The organism is Antarcticimicrobium luteum (assembly GCF_004358185.1).
Lineage (GTDB): Bacteria > Pseudomonadota > Alphaproteobacteria > Rhodobacterales > Rhodobacteraceae > Antarcticimicrobium > Antarcticimicrobium luteum.
The window spans coordinates 18,634-41,784 of record NZ_SMUV01000044.1 but is presented as its reverse complement, the minus strand read 5'-3'; the positions used below and the strand labels follow the sequence as shown (position 1 = coordinate 41,784).

The 23,151-nt window shown below is 66.3% G+C and carries 29 protein-coding genes and 1 tRNA gene; 20 read left to right on the top strand and 10 right to left on the bottom strand.

All coding sequences use genetic code 11. The features are described 5' to 3' along the window. Window positions 1–103: 103 nt before the first annotated feature. Complete coding sequence (locus E1832_RS02890; protein WP_133358234.1) at window positions 104–1,159, bottom strand: proline racemase family protein; 1,056 nt, start codon at window positions 1,157–1,159, stop codon at window positions 104–106. A 140-nt stretch (window positions 1,160–1,299) separates the two neighbouring features. On the opposite strand from E1832_RS02890, the gene E1832_RS02885 reads away from it, so the two are divergent. From E1832_RS02885 to E1832_RS02855, 7 genes are all read left to right on the top strand, one after another. Next, window positions 1,300–1,923 carry a hypothetical protein gene (locus E1832_RS02885; RefSeq protein ID WP_133358233.1) on the top strand — a complete coding sequence of 208 codons (624 nt, stop codon included), beginning with the start codon at window positions 1,300–1,302 and terminating at the stop codon, window positions 1,921–1,923. A 358-nt stretch (window positions 1,924–2,281) separates the two neighbouring features. Continuing rightward, window positions 2,282–3,403 carry a 3,4-dihydroxy-2-butanone-4-phosphate synthase gene (gene ribB / locus E1832_RS02880; RefSeq protein WP_133358232.1) on the top strand — a complete coding sequence of 374 codons (1,122 nt, stop codon included), beginning with the start codon at window positions 2,282–2,284 and terminating at the stop codon, window positions 3,401–3,403. Window position 3,404: 1 nt separating this feature from the next. Beyond that, window positions 3,405–3,956: a 6,7-dimethyl-8-ribityllumazine synthase gene (locus tag E1832_RS02875; RefSeq protein WP_133358231.1), complete on the top strand. Its 552-nt coding sequence runs from the start codon at window positions 3,405–3,407 to the stop codon at window positions 3,954–3,956. Next, on the top strand, window positions 3,953–4,441 hold the full coding sequence (nusB, locus tag E1832_RS02870; RefSeq protein ID WP_133358230.1) for a transcription antitermination factor NusB: 489 nt from the start codon (window positions 3,953–3,955) through the stop codon (window positions 4,439–4,441). The genes E1832_RS02875 and nusB overlap by 4 nt, the downstream gene beginning before the upstream one ends. A 133-nt stretch (window positions 4,442–4,574) precedes the next feature. After that, entirely contained in the window at window positions 4,575–4,910 is a 336-nt protein-coding gene (locus E1832_RS02865; RefSeq protein WP_133358229.1) for a hypothetical protein, read from the top strand. Between the two features lie 449 nt (window positions 4,911–5,359). Next, window positions 5,360–5,830, top strand: coding sequence for an MmcB family DNA repair protein (locus E1832_RS02860; protein ID WP_133358228.1), 471 nt, complete (start codon window positions 5,360–5,362; stop codon window positions 5,828–5,830). Next, a complete protein-coding gene (locus E1832_RS02855; protein WP_206020987.1) occupies window positions 5,827–6,009 on the top strand; it encodes a hypothetical protein in 183 nt (60 codons plus the stop codon). The genes E1832_RS02860 and E1832_RS02855 overlap by 4 nt, the downstream gene beginning before the upstream one ends. Here the strand turns inward: E1832_RS02855 and E1832_RS02850 are convergent. Further along, the gene (locus E1832_RS02850; RefSeq protein WP_133358227.1) at window positions 6,006–6,212 is read right to left on the bottom strand and encodes a DUF6324 family protein; all 207 of its coding nucleotides are present in this window, start codon (window positions 6,210–6,212) and stop codon (window positions 6,006–6,008) included. The two genes, E1832_RS02855 and E1832_RS02850, sit on opposite strands and share 4 nt — an antisense overlap. Before the next feature lie 78 nt (window positions 6,213–6,290). On the opposite strand from E1832_RS02850, the gene E1832_RS02845 reads away from it, so the two are divergent. Both E1832_RS02845 and E1832_RS02840 read left to right on the top strand, forming a co-directional pair. Continuing rightward, entirely contained in the window at window positions 6,291–6,773 is a 483-nt protein-coding gene (locus tag E1832_RS02845) for a GNAT family N-acetyltransferase (protein WP_133358226.1), read from the top strand. Window positions 6,774–6,817: 44 nt separating this feature from the next. Further along, a tRNA-His gene (locus E1832_RS02840) sits at window positions 6,818–6,894 on the top strand. A gap of 50 nt (window positions 6,895–6,944) precedes the next feature. Here the strand turns inward: E1832_RS02840 and E1832_RS02835 are convergent. After that, on the bottom strand, window positions 6,945–7,253 hold the full coding sequence (locus E1832_RS02835; RefSeq protein WP_133358225.1) for a DUF6476 family protein: 309 nt from the start codon (window positions 7,251–7,253) through the stop codon (window positions 6,945–6,947). On the opposite strand from E1832_RS02835, the gene E1832_RS02830 reads away from it, so the two are divergent. After that, complete coding sequence (locus tag E1832_RS02830; protein WP_133358224.1) at window positions 7,252–8,295, top strand: RluA family pseudouridine synthase; 1,044 nt, start codon at window positions 7,252–7,254, stop codon at window positions 8,293–8,295. The genes E1832_RS02835 and E1832_RS02830 overlap by 2 nt on opposite strands. Here E1832_RS02830 and E1832_RS02825 read toward each other — a convergent pair. Next, complete coding sequence (locus E1832_RS02825; RefSeq protein ID WP_245513785.1) at window positions 8,249–8,932, bottom strand: DUF4386 domain-containing protein; 684 nt, start codon at window positions 8,930–8,932, stop codon at window positions 8,249–8,251. The two genes, E1832_RS02830 and E1832_RS02825, sit on opposite strands and share 47 nt — an antisense overlap. 311 nt (window positions 8,933–9,243) lie before the next feature. Here E1832_RS02825 and rpoH point away from each other — a divergent pair, with 311 nt between their 5' ends. The 3 genes from rpoH to E1832_RS23075 all read left to right on the top strand — a co-directional run bounded on the left by rpoH (window position 9,244) and on the right by E1832_RS23075 (window position 10,840). Further along, the gene (gene rpoH, locus E1832_RS02820; protein ID WP_133358222.1) at window positions 9,244–10,140 is read left to right on the top strand and encodes an RNA polymerase sigma factor RpoH; all 897 of its coding nucleotides are present in this window, start codon (window positions 9,244–9,246) and stop codon (window positions 10,138–10,140) included. A 170-nt stretch (window positions 10,141–10,310) separates the two neighbouring features. Beyond that, window positions 10,311–10,475 carry a hypothetical protein gene (locus tag E1832_RS22385; RefSeq protein WP_165978778.1) on the top strand — a complete coding sequence of 55 codons (165 nt, stop codon included), beginning with the start codon at window positions 10,311–10,313 and terminating at the stop codon, window positions 10,473–10,475. A 233-nt stretch (window positions 10,476–10,708) separates the two neighbouring features. Beyond that, on the top strand, window positions 10,709–10,840 hold the full coding sequence (locus tag E1832_RS23075; RefSeq protein WP_280960196.1) for a hypothetical protein: 132 nt from the start codon (window positions 10,709–10,711) through the stop codon (window positions 10,838–10,840). 60 nt (window positions 10,841–10,900) lie between these two features. Here the strand turns inward: E1832_RS23075 and E1832_RS02815 are convergent, their stop codons facing one another. Continuing rightward, window positions 10,901–12,088 carry a dipeptidase gene (locus E1832_RS02815; protein WP_133358221.1) on the bottom strand — a complete coding sequence of 396 codons (1,188 nt, stop codon included), beginning with the start codon at window positions 12,086–12,088 and terminating at the stop codon, window positions 10,901–10,903. 135 nt (window positions 12,089–12,223) lie between these two features. Between E1832_RS02815 and E1832_RS02810 the strand changes: the two genes are divergently transcribed. Beyond that, the gene (locus tag E1832_RS02810) at window positions 12,224–12,493 is read left to right on the top strand and encodes a DksA/TraR family C4-type zinc finger protein (RefSeq protein ID WP_133358220.1); all 270 of its coding nucleotides are present in this window, start codon (window positions 12,224–12,226) and stop codon (window positions 12,491–12,493) included. 19 nt (window positions 12,494–12,512) lie between these two features. Here the strand turns inward: E1832_RS02810 and E1832_RS02805 are convergent, their stop codons facing one another. The 4 genes from E1832_RS02805 to E1832_RS02790 all read right to left on the bottom strand — a co-directional run bounded on the left by E1832_RS02805 (window position 12,513) and on the right by E1832_RS02790 (window position 16,101). Then, window positions 12,513–12,761: a hypothetical protein gene (locus tag E1832_RS02805; protein ID WP_133358219.1), complete on the bottom strand. Its 249-nt coding sequence runs from the start codon at window positions 12,759–12,761 to the stop codon at window positions 12,513–12,515. A gap of 125 nt (window positions 12,762–12,886) precedes the next feature. Then, on the bottom strand, window positions 12,887–14,722 hold the full coding sequence (locus E1832_RS02800) for a M3 family oligoendopeptidase (protein WP_133358218.1): 1,836 nt from the start codon (window positions 14,720–14,722) through the stop codon (window positions 12,887–12,889). Between the two features lie 132 nt (window positions 14,723–14,854). Further along, window positions 14,855–15,811 carry an alpha/beta hydrolase gene (locus E1832_RS02795; RefSeq protein ID WP_133358217.1) on the bottom strand — a complete coding sequence of 319 codons (957 nt, stop codon included), beginning with the start codon at window positions 15,809–15,811 and terminating at the stop codon, window positions 14,855–14,857. Then, a complete protein-coding gene (locus tag E1832_RS02790; protein ID WP_133358216.1) occupies window positions 15,811–16,101 on the bottom strand; it encodes an SCP2 sterol-binding domain-containing protein in 291 nt (96 codons plus the stop codon). Before E1832_RS02790 ends, E1832_RS02795 begins: the two co-directional genes overlap by 1 nt. A gap of 69 nt (window positions 16,102–16,170) precedes the next feature. Between E1832_RS02790 and E1832_RS02785 the strand changes: the two genes are divergently transcribed. The 6 genes from E1832_RS02785 (at window position 16,171) to E1832_RS02760 (ending at window position 22,318) form a co-directional block, all read left to right on the top strand. Beyond that, complete coding sequence (locus tag E1832_RS02785; protein WP_133358215.1) at window positions 16,171–16,740, top strand: tetratricopeptide repeat protein; 570 nt, start codon at window positions 16,171–16,173, stop codon at window positions 16,738–16,740. Window positions 16,741–16,773: 33 nt separating this feature from the next. Next, the gene (locus E1832_RS02780; protein ID WP_133358214.1) at window positions 16,774–19,791 is read left to right on the top strand and encodes a helicase-related protein; all 3,018 of its coding nucleotides are present in this window, start codon (window positions 16,774–16,776) and stop codon (window positions 19,789–19,791) included. Between the two features lie 19 nt (window positions 19,792–19,810). Next, complete coding sequence (locus tag E1832_RS02775; protein WP_165978777.1) at window positions 19,811–20,191, top strand: RNA-binding S4 domain-containing protein; 381 nt, start codon at window positions 19,811–19,813, stop codon at window positions 20,189–20,191. Between the two features lie 64 nt (window positions 20,192–20,255). Next, window positions 20,256–20,594 (top strand): ferredoxin FdxA, encoded by a 339-nt coding sequence (gene fdxA / locus E1832_RS02770; protein ID WP_133358213.1) that lies wholly within the window; start codon window positions 20,256–20,258, stop codon window positions 20,592–20,594. A 281-nt stretch (window positions 20,595–20,875) separates the two neighbouring features. Continuing rightward, window positions 20,876–21,385 (top strand): CarD family transcriptional regulator, encoded by a 510-nt coding sequence (locus E1832_RS02765; RefSeq protein ID WP_133358212.1) that lies wholly within the window; start codon window positions 20,876–20,878, stop codon window positions 21,383–21,385. Window positions 21,386–21,514: 129 nt separating this feature from the next. Beyond that, window positions 21,515–22,318, top strand: coding sequence for a potassium channel family protein (locus E1832_RS02760; protein ID WP_245513784.1), 804 nt, complete (start codon window positions 21,515–21,517; stop codon window positions 22,316–22,318). Here E1832_RS02760 and cobS read toward each other — a convergent pair. Beyond that, window positions 22,315–23,085: an adenosylcobinamide-GDP ribazoletransferase gene (gene cobS / locus E1832_RS02755; protein ID WP_133358211.1), complete on the bottom strand. Its 771-nt coding sequence runs from the start codon at window positions 23,083–23,085 to the stop codon at window positions 22,315–22,317. The genes E1832_RS02760 and cobS overlap by 4 nt on opposite strands. Window positions 23,086–23,151 lie beyond the last annotated feature (66 nt).

The window sequence follows — 23,151 nt, the reverse complement described above, 5'->3', positions numbered from 1 at the left end:
GTCGTGGCGCTCCCGTGACGAACTTGTCCCATAATGCTTCCTTCCATTCCGACGAAAGGATCACACCATCAAACCGTGGGATCAAACAGCTAGGGTCTGCGCCCTATCCCCACATGTCGCCGACCGTATACCCGGTCTGGAACGGATCTCCGGGGTCCAGCGTCCAGTTCGCGGTGCCGTGGATCCAGCCCTGGCCGGCCAGCGTGGGGATGATGGCCGGATGGGGCCCGACCCGGGTTTCCTCGATGATACGGCCGGTGAAGGTGGTGCCGAGCGGCCCCGCGTTGACGTAGTCCTGCCCCACCTCCAGCTGCCCCCTTGCGTGCATCACCGCCATCTTGGCGCAGGTGCCGGTGCCGCAGGGGGAGCGGTCGAGGATGCCGCTGGCGCGGTCGGGCCGGGCCGGATCAAACGGGCCGGTCGACAGCGTGATCGCCCCGCGCCCGTGGGTGCCGGGCGCCTGCGGCGGACCCCAGAGATTGGTGATGGTGGGACCGGTGATCGCCGGGTTCTCGGGGTGGGCGACGGGGAGCTGTTCGGCCGTCGCATGGCGGATCGCCTCGGACACGCGGACGATCTCGGTGCCGTTGGCGCCGTCGAGCGAGACGCCCAGCGGCGCCGCCTCGGCCAGCACGTAGAACATGCCGCCCCAGGCCACGTCGACGGTGACGGGGCCGAGGCCGGGCACCTCGATCACCGCGCCCAGGTGCACGGCGAAGGCGGGAACGTTGCGGAACTCGACGCGGGTGACCTTTCCGGCCTCGCAGGTCGCGCGTACGCCGATCAGGCCGGCTGGGGTTTCCAGCGTCAGCTCGGTCAGCGGCTCGCGCATCGGCAGGATGCCGGTTTCCAGCAGCACGGTGGTCACGCAGATGGTATTGGAGCCGGACATCGGCGGGTATTCCGTCTGCTCCATGATGATGAAACCGGCATCGGCGCGCGGATCGCAGGGCGGCACCAGCGCGTTGCAGCACAGCGCGGGGTGACCGCGCGGCTCGCGCAGCATGAGCTGGCGGATGTCGTCGGCGTTGGCCTGCATCCACTGCATCTTTTCAAACACGCTGTCGCCGGGAATGGGCGGGAGCCCGCCGGTGATGACGCGGCCCGGCTCCCCCTCGGCATGGGCCTCGATGGTGGTGATCATCCGGGACAGGCGCATGGTTGGGCCTCCTTTGCTGCACAAAAAACAGGCTAAGCGCCAGGCGGACGCCCGGTCCAGAGGCGATCGGGCCGGGCGGGTATGGAAAACCCGGCTTTGAGCGGCTTACGTCGAAAATTGAGCGTTGGAGGAATAAACCCATGAGCGTCGCGACATTTCGCCCAAAGAAGCGGCCCGGTGCCGAGAGTGTGCCCGAGGCCCGGATCGGCCATAACGGCGGCCCGTCGATGGAGCCGGGCGCGGTTCTGCGAACCCATCAATGGCGCCGGGCGCAGCGGGCGTTGATGCCCAACGCGATCCCCAAGCTGGTGCTGCAGATGCGCATAAAACGCGCGGCCGAGCTGGGGATGGACTACAAGACCTACGCCAGGGTGCGGCAGTATTCCGGCGACGATATCACCGGGCTGCTGTTCTCTTCCAACGCGCTGAGGCTCTTTGCCGGCGATGCGCGGATGCCGCAGCCGCAGGCGCGGACGCTGGAGGCGGTCAAGGGCGCGCGGCGGCTGGTGCTGGTGCACCGGCCGCAGACGCCCGAGGCGGTGCTGCTGCGCAATCCGGTGCTGGAGGGCGGCGATGCGGCGCCGCGGTTCACCGACAGCTGGTCGCAGATGCGCGAGCGGATCGAGGGGCTGCTGCGCGGTCAGCGGCTGTCGGGGAGCCGGGTGCTGGTGATCGGCGACGCGCCGCTGGAGGCCGAATGGGTCGCGGCGGGGCGGGCTGCCGGGTATCTCGGCGCGCAGGAGTATTTCCGGCAGGTGGGGTGAACGGGGGCTGATTGCCCGGGGTGAGCGATAGAGCAAGCCGCGCGAGAGCCGGACCGGGGGCTGGCGCAGCGACGGAAGTTCGGCGCGCTTAATAGTTGCCAAATCCTGACGACCTCTGATTGATGCGCCTCTGTTGACACAGCGCCAGACCGTGGGGACGGTCCGGCGCTCGCGCGGCGGCCTGCGGCCTTGATTCCGCGCTGGTGGCTTGTTTCTGAGGGAGAGCTGCGGGCTTTCGAACGCGGCTTTGCCCCCAGTGCAGACCGGATGTGCGCATCGTCACCGCTGCGCGGGGCTGGCATTCGCGGCTGCTGTGGTCTATCTGCGCGGGGACTGCTGCAAGAAAGGCTTCTGCCCCATGAGCTTTGAAACCCCGGGCCCGGTCGAGGCCGGGCTGCGCGACGCGATCAGCCCGATCGAGGAGATCATCGAAGAGGCGCGCAAGGGCCGGATGTTCATCCTGGTCGATCACGAGGACCGCGAGAATGAGGGCGATCTGGTGATCGCCGCCGAGTTCGCCGATGCCGAGGCCGTCAACTTCATGGCCAGCCACGGGCGCGGCCTGATCTGTCTGCCGATGACCGCAGAGCGGATCGACCGGCTGGGTCTGCCGATGATGGCGGTGAACAACTCGTCGCGCCACGAGACCGCCTTTACCGTGTCGATCGAGGCGCGCGAGGGGGTCAGCACGGGGATTTCCGCAGGCGACCGGGCGCTGACCATCGCCACCGCGATCAACGAGCAGAACACCATGGCGAGCCTGGCCACCCCCGGTCATGTGTTCCCGCTGCGGGCCAAGCGCGGCGGTGTGCTGGTCCGCGCGGGCCATACCGAGGCGGCGGTGGACATTTCGCGGCTGGCGGGGCTCAACCCCTCCGGCGTGATCTGCGAGATCATGAAGGAAGACGGCACCATGGCGCGGCTGCCTGATTTGGTCGAGTTCTCCAGGGAACACGGGCTGAAGATCGGTACGATTTCCGATCTGATCGCCTATCGGGCGCGGCACGACAATCTGGTGTTCGAGACCTCGCGCTCGACCGTGATCTCGGAATTCGGCGGCGAATGGGAGCTGTGCATCTTTACCGACCAGACCCACGGGATCGAGCATGTGGTGATGATCAAAGGCGACATCTCGACGCCGGCGCCGGTGCTGACGCGCACCCATGCGCTGCACGAGGCGTCGGACATCCTGGGGCTGGGGCCGAAGCCCGCGCGCGAGCTGCCGCGCGCGATGGAAATCATCGCCGAGGAGGGGCGCGGGGTGGTCTGCCTGTTCCGGCAACCGCGCAATGCGCTCTATGCCGCCGAGGACGACGGGCCGCGCACCATCAAGCAGACCGGGCTAGGGGCGCAGATCCTGTCCAGTCTGGGTCTGCGGGATCTGATCCTGCTGACCGACAACCCGCGCACCCGCTATGTCGGGCTCGACGCCTTTGATCTGACAATCGCGGGCACCCGCCCGATTCTGGGAGAGGGCTGACATGGCCGGACATGAAACCCACTACATTCTGCCGCGCCCGGAATTCGATACGCCGGTGAAAATGCTTATCGTGGTGGCGCCCTACTACAAGGACATCGCCGACAACCTGATCGCCGGCGCCAAGGCCGAGATCGAGGCGGCGGGCGGAACCTGGGACATCGCCGAGGTGCCCGGCGCGCTGGAGGTGCCGACCGCCATCGCCATGGCCGACCGCCATTCCAATTTCGACGGCTATGTCGCGCTGGGCTGCGTGATCCGGGGCGAGACCACCCATTACGACACCGTCTGCAACGATTCGAGCCGGGCGATCCAGCTGATGGGATTGCAGGGGCTCTGCATCGGCAACGGCATCCTGACGGTGGAGAACCGCCGCCAGGCCGAGGTGCGCGCCAACCCCGAAGATCAGAACAAGGGCGGTGGGGCGGCCGCTGCGGCCTTGCATCTGATCGCGCTCAGCCGTAAGTGGGGCGGCCAGAAAAAGGACGTGGGATTCAAGCCCCCGTCCGAGACCATCCTCCTAGCCGGGGACAACGACGGATCCCACACCGCATGAGCACCACGGGCGCGCCCCTTTCGGGCAACCAGAAACGCAAGATGAAATCGGCCGCACGGCTCTATGCCGTGCAGGCGCTGTTCCAGATGGAGCAGACGGGCCAGACCGCCGAAGGGGTGGTGCGCGAATTCCTCGACCATCGCTTCGGCACCGCCTTCGAGGAGGACGGCGCCGAGATGATCGAGGGCGATGCGGAGCTGTTCCGCAAGCTGGTGGCCGATGCGGTGAATTATCAGGCGCGGATCGACCAGATGACCGACCGGGCGCTGGTGGCGAAATGGCCGATCGCGCGGATCGACCCGACGCTGCGTGGGCTGTTCCGTGCCGCGGGCGCCGAACTGATCCAGTCCAACACGCCGCCCAAGGTGGTGATCAGCGAATTCGTGGATATTGCACGCGCCTTCTTCCCCGAGGGGCGCGAGCCGAAGTTCGTCAACGCGGTGCTCGATCACATCGCGCGCGAGGCCCGGCCGGAGGCGTTCTGAGCGCCGCCGTGGCCTTGGGCTTGCCCGTTTCCTTGCCATATTGGCGGCAAACCGCCCCTGCGACGACATGCGCGGCGGTTGGCCATGGACGCCGGCCCCGCGCGTGATACCATTGGGGCATTGGAGACGAGACATGCCCAAACTGATCAAGCTTTACATCCGCAATGTCCTTATCGGCTTCGCCATCGCGGCGGCCTTCGTGGCGATGCTGCTATGGTTCAATGTGATGAACCTGTGGCATCTGGTCAGCGGCTCGGACGTCGGCATTTTGGCCGTCGTGGTGCTGTGGTTCGCCCATGGCATCGTGTTCGCCGGGGTGCAGTTCGCCTGGGCGGTGATGGCCATGGCCGAACCCGACGACAGCGGCCCGCGCGGCAACACGCCGGTGCGCAGCGGCGAGTTGCGCCCGGTGATGGTGCCGGCCGAGGACACCAGCAAGCGCGCCCGCCGGCTGCATCGCCGCCGCTGAGGCCGCGGGCTTGCCGGCCATGATCCCGCGACATGTCGCGGGACGCGAGGAATTGGGCGCCCTGGAGCAATTCTCCGGGGCGTCTTGATTCTCGGGGGGGCTGTCGGGAAGATATTTCAGCGGAGGATATGTGGCGGGACCACCGCAAACGTGCGGTTCGATTCCCGAGGACCTGTATGTACAGGTGGGCGCCAGGTAATCAGGCCAGGACCTGAACAGAGCCAGCCCCCTCGGAAATGTTTAAGGCCACCGGAATGCTACCAGTCACAGGAAGGGCAGTGCCCGCCACCAGACACAGGTAGGACGTTGCCGGGTCCGTAGCAAGGGGCGATTATGCCAATGCGGATCGCGGGTGGCCGGACGGGGCAGGGCGGGGATTTTACGCCTGGAAAAGACGGCGGCGTCGGGCCGGGCTTGATTTTTGTTCCTGTATTGTTCACATTTGCCGCATGAGTGAGACTATGCAACCCGGACAGCTTCTTGCCCGTGGGGTGTCCCGTCAGCTGCGCCGCCATGGCTTTGTGTCGATCGAGGAATTCGTGCCCAGGCGCGGGTTGAGGGTGGACGTGATGGGCCTTGGCCCCAAGGGTGAGCTTTGGGTGATCGAGTGCAAGTCGGGCCGGGCCGATTTTCAGTCGGACAGCAAGTGGCAGGGGTATCTGGAGTGGTGCGATCGCTATTTCTGGGCCGTGGATCTGGCCTTTCCCACCGATCTGCTGCCGGCTGAGACGGGCCTGATCATCGCCGATGCCTATGACGCCGAGATCCTGCGCATGGGGCCGGAGGACAGGCTGGCGCCGGCGCGGCGGAAGGTTCTGATCCAGAAATTCGCCAGCCACGCGGCGCGGCGGTTGCAGGCGTTGCGCGATCCCGGCGTGGCGACCCTGATCGCTCCGGCAGCCGAGGAGGAAGGCCGATGATGATCAAGTATTACTATCCCGATGGCGATTGGTGTTATCGTGCGCTGCACAGCGCGCATGCGGTGTTCCACCGCGACGGCAAGCTGATCGCCCGCGCGGAGAAGCCCGATCAGAGTGGGCTTTACGAGTTCGAGATCACCGGGTTCGAACTGATCGGCCCGGGAGAGATCCACCGTTAGCGGCGCTTGCCGCCGCCTTCTGTCACCGCGCGGGCCTGGGCCGCGGCGGCGCGAATCTCTTCCGCGATTTCCTCGGCCTCTTCGGGCTCGAAATCCATCGGAACCTCGATTCCCTGCGATTCGATAAAGATGCGCACCATTCCCTGGTCGGTTGGACCGATCTGCAGGTTGGCCTCGATCTCGCGTTCGGTGTTGATGCTCATGGCGGCCTCCGGTGTTCAGGCGCCCCTGCTATCGCGCGGAGGGTTGAGAATCAAGCCGGGTTGGGGGTTGATGGGCCGATGAGCGATATGATTCTGCGCCCCTTTTCCGCCGATGATACAGCCTGGCTGATCGAGCGGCACCAGACCCTTTATCGCCGCGACGAGGGGTTCGACGACACATTCGGTCCGCTGGTGGCGGATATTCTCGCCGATTTCGACGCCGGACACGATCCGCTGCGCGAACGCGGGTGGATCGCCGAGCAGAACGGCGCGCGGCTGGGCAGCATATTCTGCGTCGACGCGGGCGGCGGGACCGCCAAGCTGCGGCTGTTCCTGCTGGACCCGAAGGCGCGGGGCAAGGGGCTGGGCAAGCGTCTTCTGGCCATCTGCATGGGGTTCGCGCGCCAGACGGGATACCGCGACATGGTGCTCTGGACCCATGAAAGCCACCGGGCCGCCTGTGCGCTTTATGCCGCCGCCGGATGGCGCCTGACCGAGAGCAAGCCGGTTCATTCCTTTGGCGTCGATCTGGTCGAGCAAAGCTGGCGGATTGATCTGTAAACTGCTTGCATTCGCCCGAACGGTTGGCTAAATCGCACCCCAGTGCCGCCTTAGCTCAGTTGGTTAGAGCGCTGGATTGTGGATCCAGAGGTCTCCCGTTCAAGCCGGGAAGGCGGTACCATTCCCCCCCCCCCTGACAGGCCATGAACGATGCAGGCCATATCTGGCCGGTCACTCGATCCCGACCGTCTGGCGGAGCTTTCCGCTGGTGGCGTCGAAGATCAGGATCCGCTGATCGTCCGTGACCACGGCGTACCAACCAGGCCCCATGGTCACCGCCAGCGCCTGCGCGCCGCCGGGCAGGGTGATCGTCTCCGGCAGGGGCGGGGTCTTGTTCGACAGCCGCGTGACAAGCAGGCCGACGACCACTACAAGGCCGACGATCATCACCGCGGTGAGCGTGGTGACCAGAAGGCGCAACAGGCGCAGGTTCCCCGGCTCGGGGGTGGCGTCGTCGGAGTGGGGCAGGGGATCAGTCATGGCCAGCCGTATTGTCGGTTTCGAGATCGCGGCTGCTCCGCCGCCCCGCCTTGATAAGGCGCTTGCGCGCGATGTGCCAGATGAGGCGGCGCTGTCGCGCACCCGGCTGGTCCGGCTGATCGCCGAGGGCGCGGTGCGGATCGACGGCGTTGCGGTCACCGACGCCAAGGCGCGGGTGGCCGAGGGCGCGCAGATCGAGATCGTTCTGCAGGCCGCGGAGGAGAGCCACATCGGCCCCGAGGCGATCGCGCTCGATGTGGTCTATGAGGATGACGAGCTGATCGTGGTGAACAAACCCGCCGGCATGGTGGTGCATCCCGCGCCGGGCACGCCCTCGGGCACCTTGGTCAATGCGCTGCTGCACCATTGTGGCGACGATCTGTCGGGCGTGGGCGGGGTCAAGCGGCCCGGCATCGTGCACCGGATCGACAAGGAGACCAGCGGGCTTCTGGTGGTGGCCAAGACCGACGCGGCACATCACGGGCTGGCGGCGCAGTTCGAGGTGCATACCGCCGAACGGCTATATCAGGCGGTCTGCTATGGCGTACCCGAGGCCAGCGATCCGCGCCTGCGCGGCATCAAGGGCGTGAGTTTCGAGCCCGGCAACATCATGAAGATCACCACCCAGCTGGCCCGCCACAGGACCGACCGGCAGAAACAGGCGGTGCTGTTCCAGGGAGGGCGGCATGCGGTGACGCGGGTGCGGGTGGAGGAGCGGTTCGGCACGCCGCCGGTCGCGGCGCTGGTGGCCTGCTGGCTGGAGACCGGGCGCACCCATCAGATCCGGGTGCATATGGCCCATGCCGGTCACGGGCTGATCGGCGATCCGACCTATGGCGGCAAGCGCAAGCTGGCGGTGAAGGCGCTGTCCGAGGTGGCGTTGGAGGCGGTGCGCAGCTTCCCGCGGCAGGCGCTGCACGCCGCCGTTCTGGGCTTTGACCACCCGGTGACGGGCGAGGCGCTGCGGTTCGAGGCGCCGCTGCCCGAGGATATGGTCAGGCTGCTTGAGGCACTGCGCGGGGGCGCCGCAGACCCCGGATGATGAGCCACAGGCAAAAGGCGCTTTCGGCCAGAAGCGGCAGGGCATAGGCGGGCTCCATCGCGGCATTGAGCGCGGGGGCGAAAAGCGCGGTGAAGCTGCCGGCGAGATAGACCAGCCCGGATCCGGCCAGCGCCAGCGGCAGCACCCGCCCGAACAGCCCCGCCCGGCGCAGCATCACCGCCATGACCACGCAATTGACCCCGAAGAAGATCAGCCCGAGGTCATAGCCCAGCCCGTGCAGCGTGATGGCGTGCCACAGCATCCCCGGCGCGAGTTGCGGCGCCAGCGTCAGCGGCAAGAGCGCCGCACCGATCAGCGCCGCCTGCACCAGCCGCAGCGCGAAGGCCAGCGGCGCCAGCGTCGGTGAGCTGGCGGAAAACAGCCGCAGGAAGGTTGCCGCGATGGCCACATCGGCCAGCAGCATGATCAGATCGGCGGCGATGGACAGCCGCCAGAGCCCCGGCGCGGCCATGATCGCCTCTTGGGTGGCCTCGGGCGCGCCGGGGGTGATCAGCGCCGCGCGCGCGATCCCTTCGCTCCATACCCCGCAGGCGATTATGACGAGGTAGAGCAGCCCGGCGGCGGCAAAGAGCGGCCGGGCCGCATCGGGCAGGGTGGACGCGGAGGGCGGCTTCAAGAAATCGTGAGACTGCGGCATGTCGGGGACCTCGATCTGAATGCTGGCGACCTTAGGGCGCCGGGGAATCAATGAAATTCCGAAAATTCGCAGGTATTCTATGCAAAAACGCATGGAAATTGCACTTCGCCGCGGCCGGACGGCTATGCTAGACATGATCTCCCACCGGCGAGTGCGGCCGTTCTGGCCGCGCAGCGACGGAAATGGAACGCCGGGACGTTAAAGGATCTGAAGCGCGGTCCCCTTGAAAAGGCAAGATCGCTTACCTAAGTCAATGTTAAGCTAATAAACATCGAGGGTGACAGACGACAATGGCAAATTACGCAAATCTGCCGGCCCCGTCCCCGGAAGGCGGGATGAACCGCTACCTGCAGGAGATCCGCAAGTTTCCGCTGCTGGAGCCGGAAGAGGAATACATGCTGGCCAAGCGCTGGGTCGAGGAACAGGACACCGCCGCGGCGCACAAAATGGTAACCAGCCACCTGCGGCTGGCGGCCAAGATCGCCATGGGCTACCGCGGCTACGGTCTGCCGCAGGCTGAGGTGATTTCCGAGGCCAATGTGGGCCTGATGCAGGCGGTCAAACGCTTCGATCCGGAAAAAGGCTTCCGCCTGGCCACCTATGCGATGTGGTGGATCCGTGCTAGTATCCAGGAATATATCCTGCGGTCCTGGAGCCTGGTGAAACTGGGCACCACCAGCGCGCAGAAAAAGCTGTTCTTTAACCTGCGCAAGGCCAAGGCGCGCATCGGTGCGCTGGAAGAGGGCGATCTGCGCCCCGAGAACGTCCAGCGGATCGCGCATGATCTGGGCGTGACCGAGGATGAGGTGATCAGCATGAACCGGCGGATGTCGGGCGGCGATGCCTCGCTGAACGCTACGGTCGGCTCCGAAGGCGAAGGCACCATGCAGTGGCAGGACTGGCTGGAGGACGAGGATGCCGACCAGGCCGGCGACTATGAGGCCAGGGACGAACTGGAGGCGCGGCGCGAGCTGCTGGCGCAGGCGCTGGACGTGCTGAATGACCGCGAAAAGGACATCCTGACCCAGCGCCGTCTGGCCGACCGGCCGGTGACCCTGGAGGATCTGAGCGGCCAGTACGGCGTGAGCCGGGAGCGCATTCGCCAGATCGAGGTGCGCGCCTTTGAAAAGCTGCAGAAAAAGATGCGCGACCTGGCCAAGGAAAAGGGCATGATGGCGACCGCCTGATTGCATGCGCCCGCCGCCGAGTGGCCCGCAACGGTTCCTGCCCCCGATATGGGGCAGGGTGCGGGCCGTTGCGGGGGGCTGTCGCCACCGTTCCTCCCGCTGCACCTTGTGCAGGGGGACCATTTGGGGCATCACGCTGTGCAAAACGCCCCAGTCTTGAAAGAATTGCCATGAACTACGGAAAATTGGGAGCTCCCAAGCCGGGCAGGAATGCGCCGCGTCACAAGGAGCATAACGCCGCCGGGACCGACCAGAAGCCCGTTGGCGGTCGCGCGACGAAAGAAGAGCTGCTGGCCCGGATGAAAGCCGCGGCCGAAGCAAAGAAAAAGGGCTAACGCCGCTTTTTCCCGGGGCTCTGCGCAGGCTGTGACCGGCGCGGCGCCCTCAGCTGCCGCTTGCGCAGTGTCTGGCGCCGGCGTAGGCTATTTCCGCGCAGGACGGCCACGACTCGGCCGCGAATGCGACTCACCAAAATCATCGACCTGACTCTTGTCGGGACACCCTGGTTTTCTTGAGGGACGATCCCCCGGCCTGTCGCCGGCGGGACATTTCTTTGTGGGAGACACTTATGGGAAAAGGCAACAACAAACGCGGCAACAAAGAAGCCAAGAAGCCAAAGCAGGAAAAGCCGAAGGTTCTGGCAACGGCGAATTCCGGAGCGGCCAAACCGCTCACGCTTGGCGCGAAAAAGGGCAGATAGATACGGGTTCCGGGCGGGCGCGTCGCGCGCGCCCGCCCTTTGCCGTGCCGGAGACCCGGGTCAGTTCAGCCGGGCGCGCAGCACGCGGACCATGTTTTCACCCATCACCTTGCGGATCTGCTCGTCGCTCAGCCCCTGATCCAGCAGCGCAGAGGTCAGCGCGGCCAGTTCCGAGCTGTCGAATGCGGTCTCCACCGAGCCGTCATAGTCGGACCCGAGCGAGACGTGATCGGCCCCCAGCTGGTCGATGGCGGAGCGGATCATCCGGGCGATCCCCTCCGGCGTGATGTTGCCGCAGGTGACCTCGTCCCAATAGCCGATGCCGATCACACCGCCGGTGGCCGCGATCTGCTGCATCAATTCGTCGGGAAAGTTCCGCTTGACCGGGCAGGCCCCGTGAATGCCGGTATGGCTGACCACCAGCGGGATGTCGGTGATCGCCAGCACATCGCGGGCCACCTGCGGGCTGGAATGTGCCAGATCCAGCACCATGCCCCGGCTGGCCACCTCGCGCACCACGGCGCGGCCGAACTCGGTCAGCCCCTGACCGGATGTTCCATGCAACGAACCGCCAAGAGCGTTGTCAAAGAAATGCTGGAGTGCGACCAGACGATAGCCCGCCGCCTCCAGCCGGTCGAGATTGGCCAGATCGCCCTCCAGCGGGTGCCCGCCCTCGATGCCCAGCAGCCCGCCGACGATCCTGCGGCCGCTGGCGCGCGCCTCGAGCACCATGTCGAGGTCGGCGCGGCTGCGGATCACCTTCAGATCGTCCGGCGCGGCAGCCTCGAAGCCGCGCAGTTTCGCGGCTTGATGCAGCGCACGCTCCAGCAGGCTGGTCCACGCGGCCCGGGGCCAGAGCTGGGCGATCGCCAGCAGCGTGATGTTGTCGAACGCCTCGGCCGAGTTTTCGTCGTAATTCTGGCCGGTGGGGCTTTTGGTCACGGCGGTAAAGACCTGCACCGCGACATTGCCCTCCTGCAGGCGCGGGATGTCGACCTGGCCGCGGCTGCCGCGTTCGGTCAGATCGCGCGACCATAGCAGGCTGTCGGCATGCCAGTCGCCCACGATCAGGCTGTCGTGCAGCGTCTTTGCCGCCCCGGACACCGGATAGGGATCGTGGTCGATCACGTTGTTGCGGGTGTTTTCCACGTAGCCGGGCAGAAACAGAAAGAACACCGCCGCCCCGATCGCGGCCAGCACGATCGCCAGACCGATCAGACGGCCCAGCCATTTGCCAAAAGTCCGCATTTTTCTGAATGCCTCCCGTTCATGCGTTGTCTCGCACACGCTATGCGAGAAAAGGCAACTGGCAAAGTGGAACGTGGCTTCCCCCTAGGCAAGCGGCGCGTCCGGGACTAGATTTTCGGGAAAGGGGGATCGGCCATGGCAGGTGGATGGGCGCGCGACGGCGCGGTGAGCGAACAGATCGAAGCCTCGATCAACGACGAGTTGGCGCGGCTCAAGGCGCGGCGCGCGCCGGTGGGCGAAAGCCTGACCCATTGCGCCGAATGCGAGGAACCGATCCCGGAGAAACGCCGTCTGGCGATCCCCGGCGTCAAACTGTGCATCGACTGTCAGCAGGAACGCGACGGCGCCCATCAGGCGCGCGGCGGCATCAACCGGCGCGGGTCGAAGGACAGCCAGTTGAAATAGGGCCCGGGTCGGGCTGGCCTCAGCGCCGGTGGTTGTTCCGCCTCTGGCGCCACCAGCGCAGGGCCAGCCGCACGTCGAAGGCGGCGACCATCACGCCGAGCGGGATCATCCAGAAGCCCAGCACAGGCAGGAACCCGAAGACCCCGCCCGCGATCATCAGCAGTCCCAGCACGAAGCGCAACCCGCGGGGGACGCGGGTGCGGATCCGCCTCAACATGGCCCGCAGGCGGTCCCTGAGCGGGGGCGGGTTGTCCTTGCGGTCTGTCATTCCGGCCCCCCGAGATCAAAGAATGCGAAGGGGCGAAGCCCCGCCGCAGCCCCGGCGCCCGCGTTGCCAGGGCTCGGCCCGTTCGCAGGCGAAACGCTCCTCTGGAGCGTTTCCGGAGAGCCTGCTCAGCCCTCCATCGCCTCCAGCTCGTCGATGAAACCCTCGATCATGCTCAGCCCCTTGTCCCAGAACCCGGGGTCGGAGGCATCGAGGCCGAAGGGCACCAGCAAATCCTTGTGGTGCTTCGATCCGCCGGCTTTCAGCATGTCGAAATACTTCTCCTCGAACCCCTCGGCGCCCTCGGCGTAGACCGAGTAGAGCGCGTTCACCAGACCGTCGCCAAAGGCATAGGCATAGACGTAGAACGGCGAATGGACGAAATGCGGGATATAGGCCCAGAAGGATTCATAGCCGTCCATGAACTCGAACGCCGGCCCGAGGCTTTCGGCCTGCACCGACATCCACAGCGCGTTGATGTCGTCCGGGGTCAGCTCTCCGCCGCGGCGCGCCGCGTGCAATTTGCACTCGAAATCGTAAAACGCGATCTGGCGGACCACGGTGTTGATCATATCCTCGACCTTGCCGGCCAGCAGTACCTTGCGCTCGGCGTCGTCCCTGGCGGTGTCGAGCATCTTGCGGAAAGTCAGCATCTCGCCGAACACGCTGGCGGTTTCGGCCAGGGTGAGGGGGGTGGAGGACAACAGCTCGCCCTGACCGGCGGCCAGCACCTGATGCACCCCGTGGCCCAGCTCATGTGCAAGGGTCATCACATCGCGCGGCTTGCCGAGATAGTTCAGCAGCACATAGGGATGCGCGTCGGTCACGGTGGGGTGGGCAAAGGCGCCCGGCGCCTTGCCGGGTTTCACGCCCGCGTCGATCCAGCCCTTGCGGAAAAAGGGTTCGGCGATTTCGCCCATGCGCGGATCGAAGGCGCTGTAGGCCGTCATCACCATCTGTTCGGCCTCGTCCCAGCCGATCTTGCGGGTCACCTCCATCGGCAGCGGCGCGTTGCGGTCCCAGACCTGCATCTTGTCAAGGCCGAGCCATTTGCGCTTGAGTTCGTAATAGCGGTGGCTCAGGCGCGGATAGGCGGCGACCACCGCGCTGCGCAGCGCCTCGACCACCTCGGGTTCGACATCGTTCGACAGGTGCCGGGCGGTCTGCGCGCTGGGCATGCCGCGCCAGCGGTCGACGATTTCCTTTTCCTTGGCCTGGGTGTTGTGGACCCGGGAAAAGACCTTGATCGTCTCGCCGAACACGCGGGCCAGTTCGCGCGCGGCGGCCTCGCGGGTGTCGCGGTCCTGTTCGGTCAGCAGGTTCAGCGTGCCCTCGATGCCCAGCGTCTCGCCCTGCACCTCGAACTCCAGCCCGGCGATGGTCTCGTCAAAGAGCCGCTCCCAGGCGTCGCCGACCACGCCCAGATCGTGCAGGAACTTCTCCAGCTCGTCGGAGAGCTGATAGGGTTTCATCGCGCGGATGCGGCGGAACACCGGCTCGTATCGCGCCAGATCGGCGTTCTCGGCCATCAGCGCGCCCAGACGGTCGTCCTCGATCCGGTTCAGCTCCAGCGAGAAGAAGACCAGCGGGGTGGTAAAGTTGGTGATCTTTTCCTGGCAGTCGGACAGGAACTTGGCCCGGCCCGCATCGGTGGTCTGCTGGTAATACCGCAGACCGGCGTAGGACATGATGCGTCCGGCGACCTGGGTGATCTTCTCGTCGCGCAGCACACAGTCGAGCAGCCCCTTGGCGTCGAGCCCGGCCAGCTTGCCTTCGTAATCGGCGGCGAAATCGGCGCAGGCGCGTTCCAGCCAATCCAGGTCGCGTTTCAGCTCAGCGGCGTTCTCGGATGAGTAGAGATCGCTCAGATCCCATTCCGGCAGATTGCCCAGCGGCGCGCCGCCGGTCTCTGGTTTCTCGAAGGTCGGGACGGTTTCGAAGAGCAGGGCGGAGAAACGCGGCATGGGGAACCTCTGTGTTGTTTGGAGAATGATTATGTGTCCGGGGCGCGAGGTTCAAGGCGATGGGCCGGTGCGCGCCCGCGAACGGGCGGTGCCCATGGGGCCAGAAAGGACCGGACGCGCCGCGCCCGGCTGTCAGCTGCCGGTCCCGCCGGATTGGGAAAACAGCGCTGCGATGCGGTCGAAGACCTGGGCGCGGATCTCCGGGCCCTCCATCATGACTTCGTGCCGGGCGCCCTCGACCATGTCGAGGTGCCCGCCGGGCCAGCCGGCCATTCGGTCGCGGATGGCCTCGGCGCTGACGATGCTTTCGCAGGTGCCCAGAAACGTCACGCAGGGCAGGGCGGGGGCGGGCCTGCGCGCCAGATCAGCCATCTCGTTCAGCGACGCGCGCATCCAGTTCACGCTGGGGCCGCCGAGACCAAGGTCGGGATGGGCGGAAAGCTGCGCCTGCATCATTGCGTACATTCCGGGGTCGGTGGTCAGCGCGTTGCCGTCAAAGGCTTGCATCTCGACGTAGTTGTCCGGCTTGGTAGATGGCATCAGCCGCCCGCCCAGACCCAGCAGCGGACCGATATAGGCGGCGCCATAGGCGGCCGGGCGCAGCAGAATCGGCATCCGGATGCCCCACATCGGGCCGGTAAAGGCGCAGGCCTGCACCGGCGCGCCCTCGATCAGCGCGCGCAGCCCGATGCAGCCGCCCATGGAATGGGCGAGCAGGAACAAGGGTTTCGGCAGGTCAAGCCGGGTGGCGGCCTCCACCACCGCGGCCACATCGCGCTGATAATCGGGGAAGTGTCCGATATAGCCCGGGCGCGGGTCGTCCAGCAGCCGGTCGGCCAGTCCTTGACCGCGCCAGTCGACCGCCAGGGTGGCAAAGCCGCGCGCGGCCAGATCGGCGGCGGCGGCGCCATATTTCTCGACGTATTCCGTGCGTCCGGGAAACAGAAGGACGGTGCCGCGCGCCGCGCCCTCGGGGCGCCAGCAGCCGATACGGATACGCACCCGGTCCGAGGCGCGCAGCCACCAGGCCGCGCCGCCCGGCGGGCCGCCGGCCACGTCATCAAAGAGCGGGGCCGACGCCGGATCCATCAGGCCAGGACCGCGGCCAGTTTCATCGCCAGCCCCATGTCGCCGTCGATGGTGAGCTTGCCGCTCATGAAGGCGGCGGTGGGGTTGGTCTCGCCCGACACGATCCCCTCGAAGGTTTCGGCATCGGCGCTGAGGGTGACGTCGGCCTCGTCGTCCGAGACCCGCGCGCCACTTGCGTCAAGCACGATGGCGCCCAGATCCGTCACCTGCAGCTTGGCCAAGCCGTCGAAGCCGCCGCCGGAGAGCTTTTCATTCAGTTCGGCCGCGGCCTTTTCCAGAAAGTCGCTCATAATTTCCTCATTCTCGCTGGGCCGGCCCCTCTGGTATTCGGCGCCCGCCGCGTTACATTACGCCTTGTTATGAGCGTTAAACACCGCAATCTCAAAGGTATCGTGACGGCAACCGTGCTGTTTTCGGCGATTTGCCAGCCTCTGGCCGCGCAAAACGCCGATACCGGCGATGAACGGGCGCTGCTTTCGGCGCTGAGCGATGCCGGGCCGGAGGAGGCGCGGCGGCTGGAACGGCAGTTGAATGCGCTGTGGAGCAAGAGCGGGTCGCCGGCGATGGATCTGCTTCTCAAGCGCGGGCGAGAGGCGCTGGAGAACGGCGATACGGCAGCGGCGATCGAGCATCTGACGGCGCTGACCGACCATGCGCCGGGATTTGCCGAAGGCTGGCATATGCGCGCCTCGGCCTATTTCGAGGCGGGGCTGCTGGGGCCGGCGGTGGCGGATCTGGAGCATGCGCTGGCGCTCAATCCCAGCAATTACCGCGCAATCTTTGGTCTGGGCACCATTCTGGAGGGCTTCGGTGACACCGAAACCGCCTATCGTGCCTATCAGCGCGCCCAGGCTATCAATCCCCATCATGAGGATGTAGCCAAGGCGCTGGAGCGGCTGAAGCCCGAGGTCGAGGGCAAGGCGCTGTAATCCCGCCAGGCGGGCCGGCATGAGGCAGGATTGATGGGTAACGGGTCATCCCGGATCGTGGCCGTGCTGGGGCCGACCAATACCGGCAAGACGCACTATGCGATCGAACGCATGCTGGGCCACCGCACCGGCGTGATCGGCCTGCCGCTGCGGCTGCTGGCGCGCGAGGTCTATGACCGCATCGTCGGCCTGCGCGGCCCCTCGGTGGTGGCGCTGGTCACGGGCGAGGAGCGGATCGTGCCGCCGCGCACCCGGTACTGGGTCTGCACGGTCGAGGCGATGCCGGAGGGGATGGGCGCCGATTTCGTCGCTGTGGACGAGATCCAGCTGTGTGCCGATCCCGAGCGCGGCCATGTCTTTACCGACCGCCTGCTGCGCGCGCGCGGGCAGCATGAAACATTGTTCCTGGGCTCTGACACCATGCGCGGTCCGATCGCCGCGCTGGTGCCCGATGTGCAGTTCGCGCGGCGCGATCGGATGAGCCAGCTTGTGTATACAGGTTCCAAAAAGATAGGCCGTATGCCGCCGCGCAGCGCCATCGTCGGGTTCTCGGTTGAAAACGTTTACGCCATCGCCGAGCTGATCCGACGGCAAAAGGGCGGTGCGGCGGTTGTGATGGGGGCGTTGTCACCACGGACGCGCAACGCGCAGGTGGAGCTCTATCAGAACGGCGAGGTCGATTATCTGGTGGCCACCGATGCCATCGGCATGGGGTTGAACCTCGACGTCGATCACGTTGCTTTCTCATCGCTTTCAAAGTTCGACGGACGGCGGATGCGACCGCTGCAACCGAACGAGCTGGCGCAGATCGCCGGCCGCGCCGGGCGCGGGATGTCGGACGGAACCTTTGGCGTCACCGGCGATGTGCGGCCGCTGGACGAGGGGATGGCGCAGGCGATCATGGAGCATCGCTTTGCGCCGCTGAGGAAGCTCAACTGGCGCAACGCGGCGCTGCAATTCGGCTCGGTCGACCGGCTGATCCGGTCGCTTGAGGCGGCGCCGGAGGGCGAGGTTCTGATGCGCGCCCGCGAGGCCGACGATCTGGCCACGCTGAAAACCCTGGCGCAGGTGCCGGACATTCTGGCCCGTGCCGGCGATGGGCCCACCATCCGGCTGCTCTGGGATGTCTGCCGGATCCCCGATTTCCGCGGCATCAGCCACGCCGAACATGCGGGCCTTCTGGAGGTGATCTTCAACCACCTGCATCAGGGCGGGGTGATTCCCGACGATTTCCTGGCCCGCCAGATCCGGCGCATCGACCGGACCGACGGGGATATCGACACATTAAGTAAACGTTTGGCTTATATTCGCACATGGACCTATGTCGCGCAGCGTCGGGGCTGGGTCGGTGACGAAAGCCATTGGCGCGGGGAAACGCGCGCTGTAGAAGACAGGGTGTCCGATGCGCTGCATGAGCGCCTGACACAGAGATTTGTGGACCGGCGCACCAGTGTTCTGCTGCGCCGGCTCAAACAGAAGGAGGCCCTTTTGGCCGAGGTGAACGACAAGGGTGAAGTGACCGTCGAAGGCGAATTCGTCGGTCGGCTGGAAGGGTTCCGGTTTTCACCGGACAAGGGCGCCGCAGCCGGCGCCGAGGCAAAAACCGTCAAATCGGCCGCGTTGCAGGCGCTGGCGCCGCAATTCCATCTGCGCGCCGACCGCTTCTACAACGCCCCCGATACCGAGATCGACTATACCGAACAGGGCGGGTTGATGTGGGGCGAGCATGCGGTTGGCAAACTGGTCGCCGGGGCCGATCCGCTGAAGCCACAGGTCGAGGTCTTCGTCGATGACGTCGCCGGCCCCGATGTGGCACAGAAGGTGCAGCGCCGGTTGCAGCATTTCATCGACCGCAAGATCGCCGCGCTGTTCGAGCCGCTGCTGACCCTGCAGCGGGACGAGACGCTGAACGGTCTGGCCAAAGGGTTCGCCTTTCGCATGGTCGAGGCGCTGGGGCTGCTGCCGCGCGCCAGCGTGGCGCAGGACGTCAAGGCGCTGGACCAGGAGGCGCGTGGCGCCCTGCGCAAGCATGGCATCCGGTTCGGCCAGTTCACCGTGTTCATGCCGTTGCTGCTGAAACCGGCGCCGACCCGTCTGCGGCTGGTGCTATGGTCGCTGGCGCGCGGGCTGGATGAGTTTCCCGAGGCGCCGCCGCCGGGGCTGGTGACCGTTCCCACCGCCAAGGACGCGCCCGAGGGCTATGACACCATGTGCGGTTATCGCGCCGCCGGCGAGCGGTCGATCCGCATCGACATGCTGGAGCGTCTGGCCGACCTGCTGCGCGGCCAGGACAGCCGCAGCGGGTTCGAGGCAACGCCGGACATGCTGTCGATCACCGGCATGACTCTGGAACAGTTCGCGGACCTGATGCAGGGCCTGGGCTATGCCGCCGAGAAGGGCGAGCGGGTGAAGGCGAAACCGACTGCCGCCCCAGCCCCCACCGTCGAGGCCGCGCCGGACGTGGCGGGGGATGCGCCGGCCGAGCCGGCCGTTGCCACGGACGCAGCTGTCGAGGCTGCCGAATCCGGTGCTGTTTCCGAGCCCGCAGCCGCCGCGGGCACTGAAGGCTCCGCAGCAGACGAATCCGTGACCGACGAGCCTGCGGCAGACGAATCCGTGACCGACGAATCCGTGACCGACGAGCCCTTGACAGACGAGCCCGCGACCCCAGACGCTGTGACCGACGAGCCAGCCGCAGAAGAGGGCGTTGCCGCCGAGGCCGGAGACGCGGGCGTGGTTGACGACGCGCAAGTCGATGCGGCGGGCGAGCCGGAGATGGAGGTCTATTATACCTTCACCTGGGCGCGCAGCGCCGCGGGCCGGGGCCGGTCCGCGCAGGGCCGCGGCAGGCCGCAGGGCAAGCCCGGCGGTAAGCCCGCCGGAAAACCGCGCGGCAAGAAACCCGAGGGCAACAAGCCGAGGGGCGAGCGCGGCCAGGGCCAGGGTCAGGGCGCCAAGAGCTTTTCCGCGCGTCCGCCCCGCAAGGAGAAGCCGATCGATCCTGACAACCCCTTCGCCGCCGCGCTGATGGGGCTGAAGACCGGCAAGTAGCGCGCCGGTGGCGGAGCAGATGACAAACCCCGTGCCCGGGGCCAGGCTGCGGCTGGACAAATGGCTGGTGCATGCCCGGTTCTGCAAGACCCGCAGCCTGGCCGCCGCGCAGGTCACAGCGGGCCATGTGCGGGTGAACGGGGTGCGCGCGCAGAAGCCGGCGCAGGCGGTGACGCCGGGCGATGTCTTGACCCTGGCGCAGCCGAACCTTGTGCGGGTGGTGCGGGTCGAGGCGCTGGGTCTTCGCCGCGGCCCGGCGCGCGAGGCGCAGATGCTGTATACGGAATTGACCGAAACACGGGACGATGCCCCGCCCAATCCGCGGTTCGAGGGAAAAGGTCGCCCCGGCAAACGGGATCGGCGGGCGCTTGATCTTTCCCGCAGGCCGGGGACGGATTGACGCCTTGAAGTACCGTGCGCGCTGCTCTAGCTAAGGGCGCAGACGTTCAGACGGAAACCTGCCCATGACCTATGTTGTGATCGACAACTGCATCGCCTGCAAATACACCGACTGTGTCGAGGTTTGCCCCGTGGATTGTTTCTATGAGGGCGAGAACATGCTGGTCATCCATCCCGACGAATGCATCGACTGCGGCGTGTGCGAGCCTGAGTGCCCCGCCGATGCGATCCGTCCCGATACCGAGCCGGATATGGATCAATGGGTGGAGTTCAACCGGAAGTACTCCGAAATGTGGCCGGTGATCATCACCAAGAAGGATCCGCTGCCCGAGGCCGAGGAGCGCGATGGCGAGACCGGCAAACGCGAGAAGTACTTTTCCGAGAATCCCGGCGAAGGCGGCTGAGTGATTCGACGCCCCGGGGGGGTGCGGCGCATATGGATTGCGGCGTAAGGCATTGAAACCAAGGCTGGTTTCAGGTTGGCCGCCTGCTGCCCCTTTCGGAAAGGGGTATTTTGTGTTATATATTCACAACAGTTGATGGAAACGCCCGGATCTCCCCACCATGAAAGCTCGCACTGGGGTGGGTTAATTTTGTCGAAAACGCAGCGTGACGGGGCATATCGTTTGGCCCGCGGCTGCTTTTTTGTCGCCTGGCGATGCGGACGATAACAAGGAAGACCTGAATGACCAAGTCCAAGAAACTCGAATTCCGCCCGAACGAATACGTTGTCTATCCGGCGCACGGCGTCGGCCAGATCGTATCGATCGAGGAACAGGAAGTGGCCGGCATCAAGCTGGAGCTGTTCGTGATTTCTTTCGAAAAGGACAAGATGACCCTGCGGGTCCCCACCAACAAGGCGACCGAGGTGGGCATGCGCTCGCTCAGCTCGCCCGACGTGATCGACCAGGCGATGAAGACGCTCAAGGGCAAGGCCAAGGTAAAACGGGCCATGTGGTCGCGCCGGGCCCAGGAATACGAGCAGAAGATCAACTCGGGTGACCTGATCTCGATCGCCGAGGTGGTCCGCGACCTGCATCGCACCGACGATCAGCGCGAGCAGAGCTATTCCGAGCGTCAGCTTTACGAGGCCGCGCTGGAACGTCTGACCCGCGAGGTTGCCGCCGTCTCGGGGGGCGACGAGATTCTGGCCGCCAAGCAGGTGGACGATGTGCTGATGTCGCGCGCGGCCTGACCGGCCCGCAGGACAATCCCGGACCGCGCCCTGCCGGGCGCGGTTTTTCTTTGCCGGACGGGCGGTTCGCGCCGGTTTTTCAGGCGCTTTTCCTTGCGGTTCGCCGCCGCTTTGCGCTTAGCTTGACGCATGATCCGCGATCCTGACCCGACCGAGATGAACGACAATCTGAAGACCCGCGTCAAACGCCTCTACAAGGGGCAGGACCCGCGCTCGGTCCGGTTCCGCTATGCGTTGATCCTGTTCGACGCGCTGAGCATTCTCTATTTCATCGTCGCCGCGCCCTTTACCCAGACCCTGGCGGTGCATCTGGTCAGCTCGGCGATCGGCCTGATGATCCTGCTGGATTTCTCGGCCCGCCTATGGATCGAACGCAACCGGATGCGGCTGCTGCGCCAGATCCACACCCTGGCCGATCTGGTGGTGATCGTGGTCCTAATCCTTGATCCCTTCCTGTCGCACAGCCTGGCCTTTCTGCGCATCCTGCGGGGGCTGCGCCTGATCCATTCCTATCACCTGCTTCGCGACCTGCGGCGCGACAGCCCGTTCTTCCGCGCCCGTGAGGATGCGGTGATCGCCGCGGTCAATCTGACCGTGTTCCTGTTCGCCACCTCCTCGCTTGCCTATGTGCTGTTCTTCGACAGGCAGCCGGGGCCGGCGGCCTATATCGACGCGATCTATTTCACCGTCGCCACGCTGACCACCACGGGGTTCGGCGACATCACCCTGCAGACCACGCTGGGCAAGCTTTTCTCGATCTTCGTAATGGTGTTCGGCGTGGCGCTTTTTCTGCAACTGGTCCGGGCCCTGTTCCAGCCGCAAAAGGTGCGCTTTCAGTGTTCCGAATGCGGGCTGCTGCGCCACGACCCGGACGCGGTGCATTGCAAGCATTGCGGCCATATCCTGAAGATCCCGACCGAGGGGTCCGATTAGGCCGGAATCACGGCCAGAAAGCTGATCAGTGCCGCGATCTCGGCCAGTTGCTGCGCCGCGCCCAGAATATCGCCGGTCTGCCCGCCCAGTCTGGCCCGCGCCAGCGCGCCCGTGCCCGCCACCGCCAGCCCAGCCCAGAGCGCCGCGGCAAGGGTCGCGGCGCCGGTCAGGATCAGCGCGGCGATCAGGGCGAGCGCAACCGCCGCCCAGGCAGGCCCGCGTCCGGGGCGCCCCACCGCCCGCGACAGCCCGTTCTCGCGGGCATGGGGCAGGGCGGTCATCAGCGCCGGTAGGCCCGCGCGCGACAGGATCGCCGCCGCCAACACCGCGCCCCAGGCGCCGGCGGCCGCCAGCCCGGCCAGCGCGCTCCAGCGCAGCCCCACCGACAGGATCAGCGCCAGTACCCCGTAACTGCCGACGCGGCTGTCCTTCATGATCTCCAGCCGCCGGGCCGGGGTCATCCCGCCCCAGAGCCCGTCGGCGCTGTCGGCCAGCCCGTCCTCGTGCATCGCGCCGCTCAGCATCACCTGTGCGGCCAGCACCAGCCCGGCCGCAACCGCCGGCGGCAGCCCGGCCCGCGCGGCCAGCGCCCCCAGCGCACAGGCCGGCGCCGCAACGGCAAGCCCGGCCAGCGGAAACGCCCAGCCGGCCCGCGCCTGTCGGGCAAAGGCGGCCTCGGGCAGGCGCGGCAGCGGCAGCCGCGTCAGCAGCACCAGCGCCAGAAGGATATCGCGCGATACGATGGACAGGATGTCGTTTTTCCGCATGATGGTTTCCTTTCCGGGGTTGAGGCCGGTCGCCACAGGGTTAAACACCGGGGTCTGACCCGATGC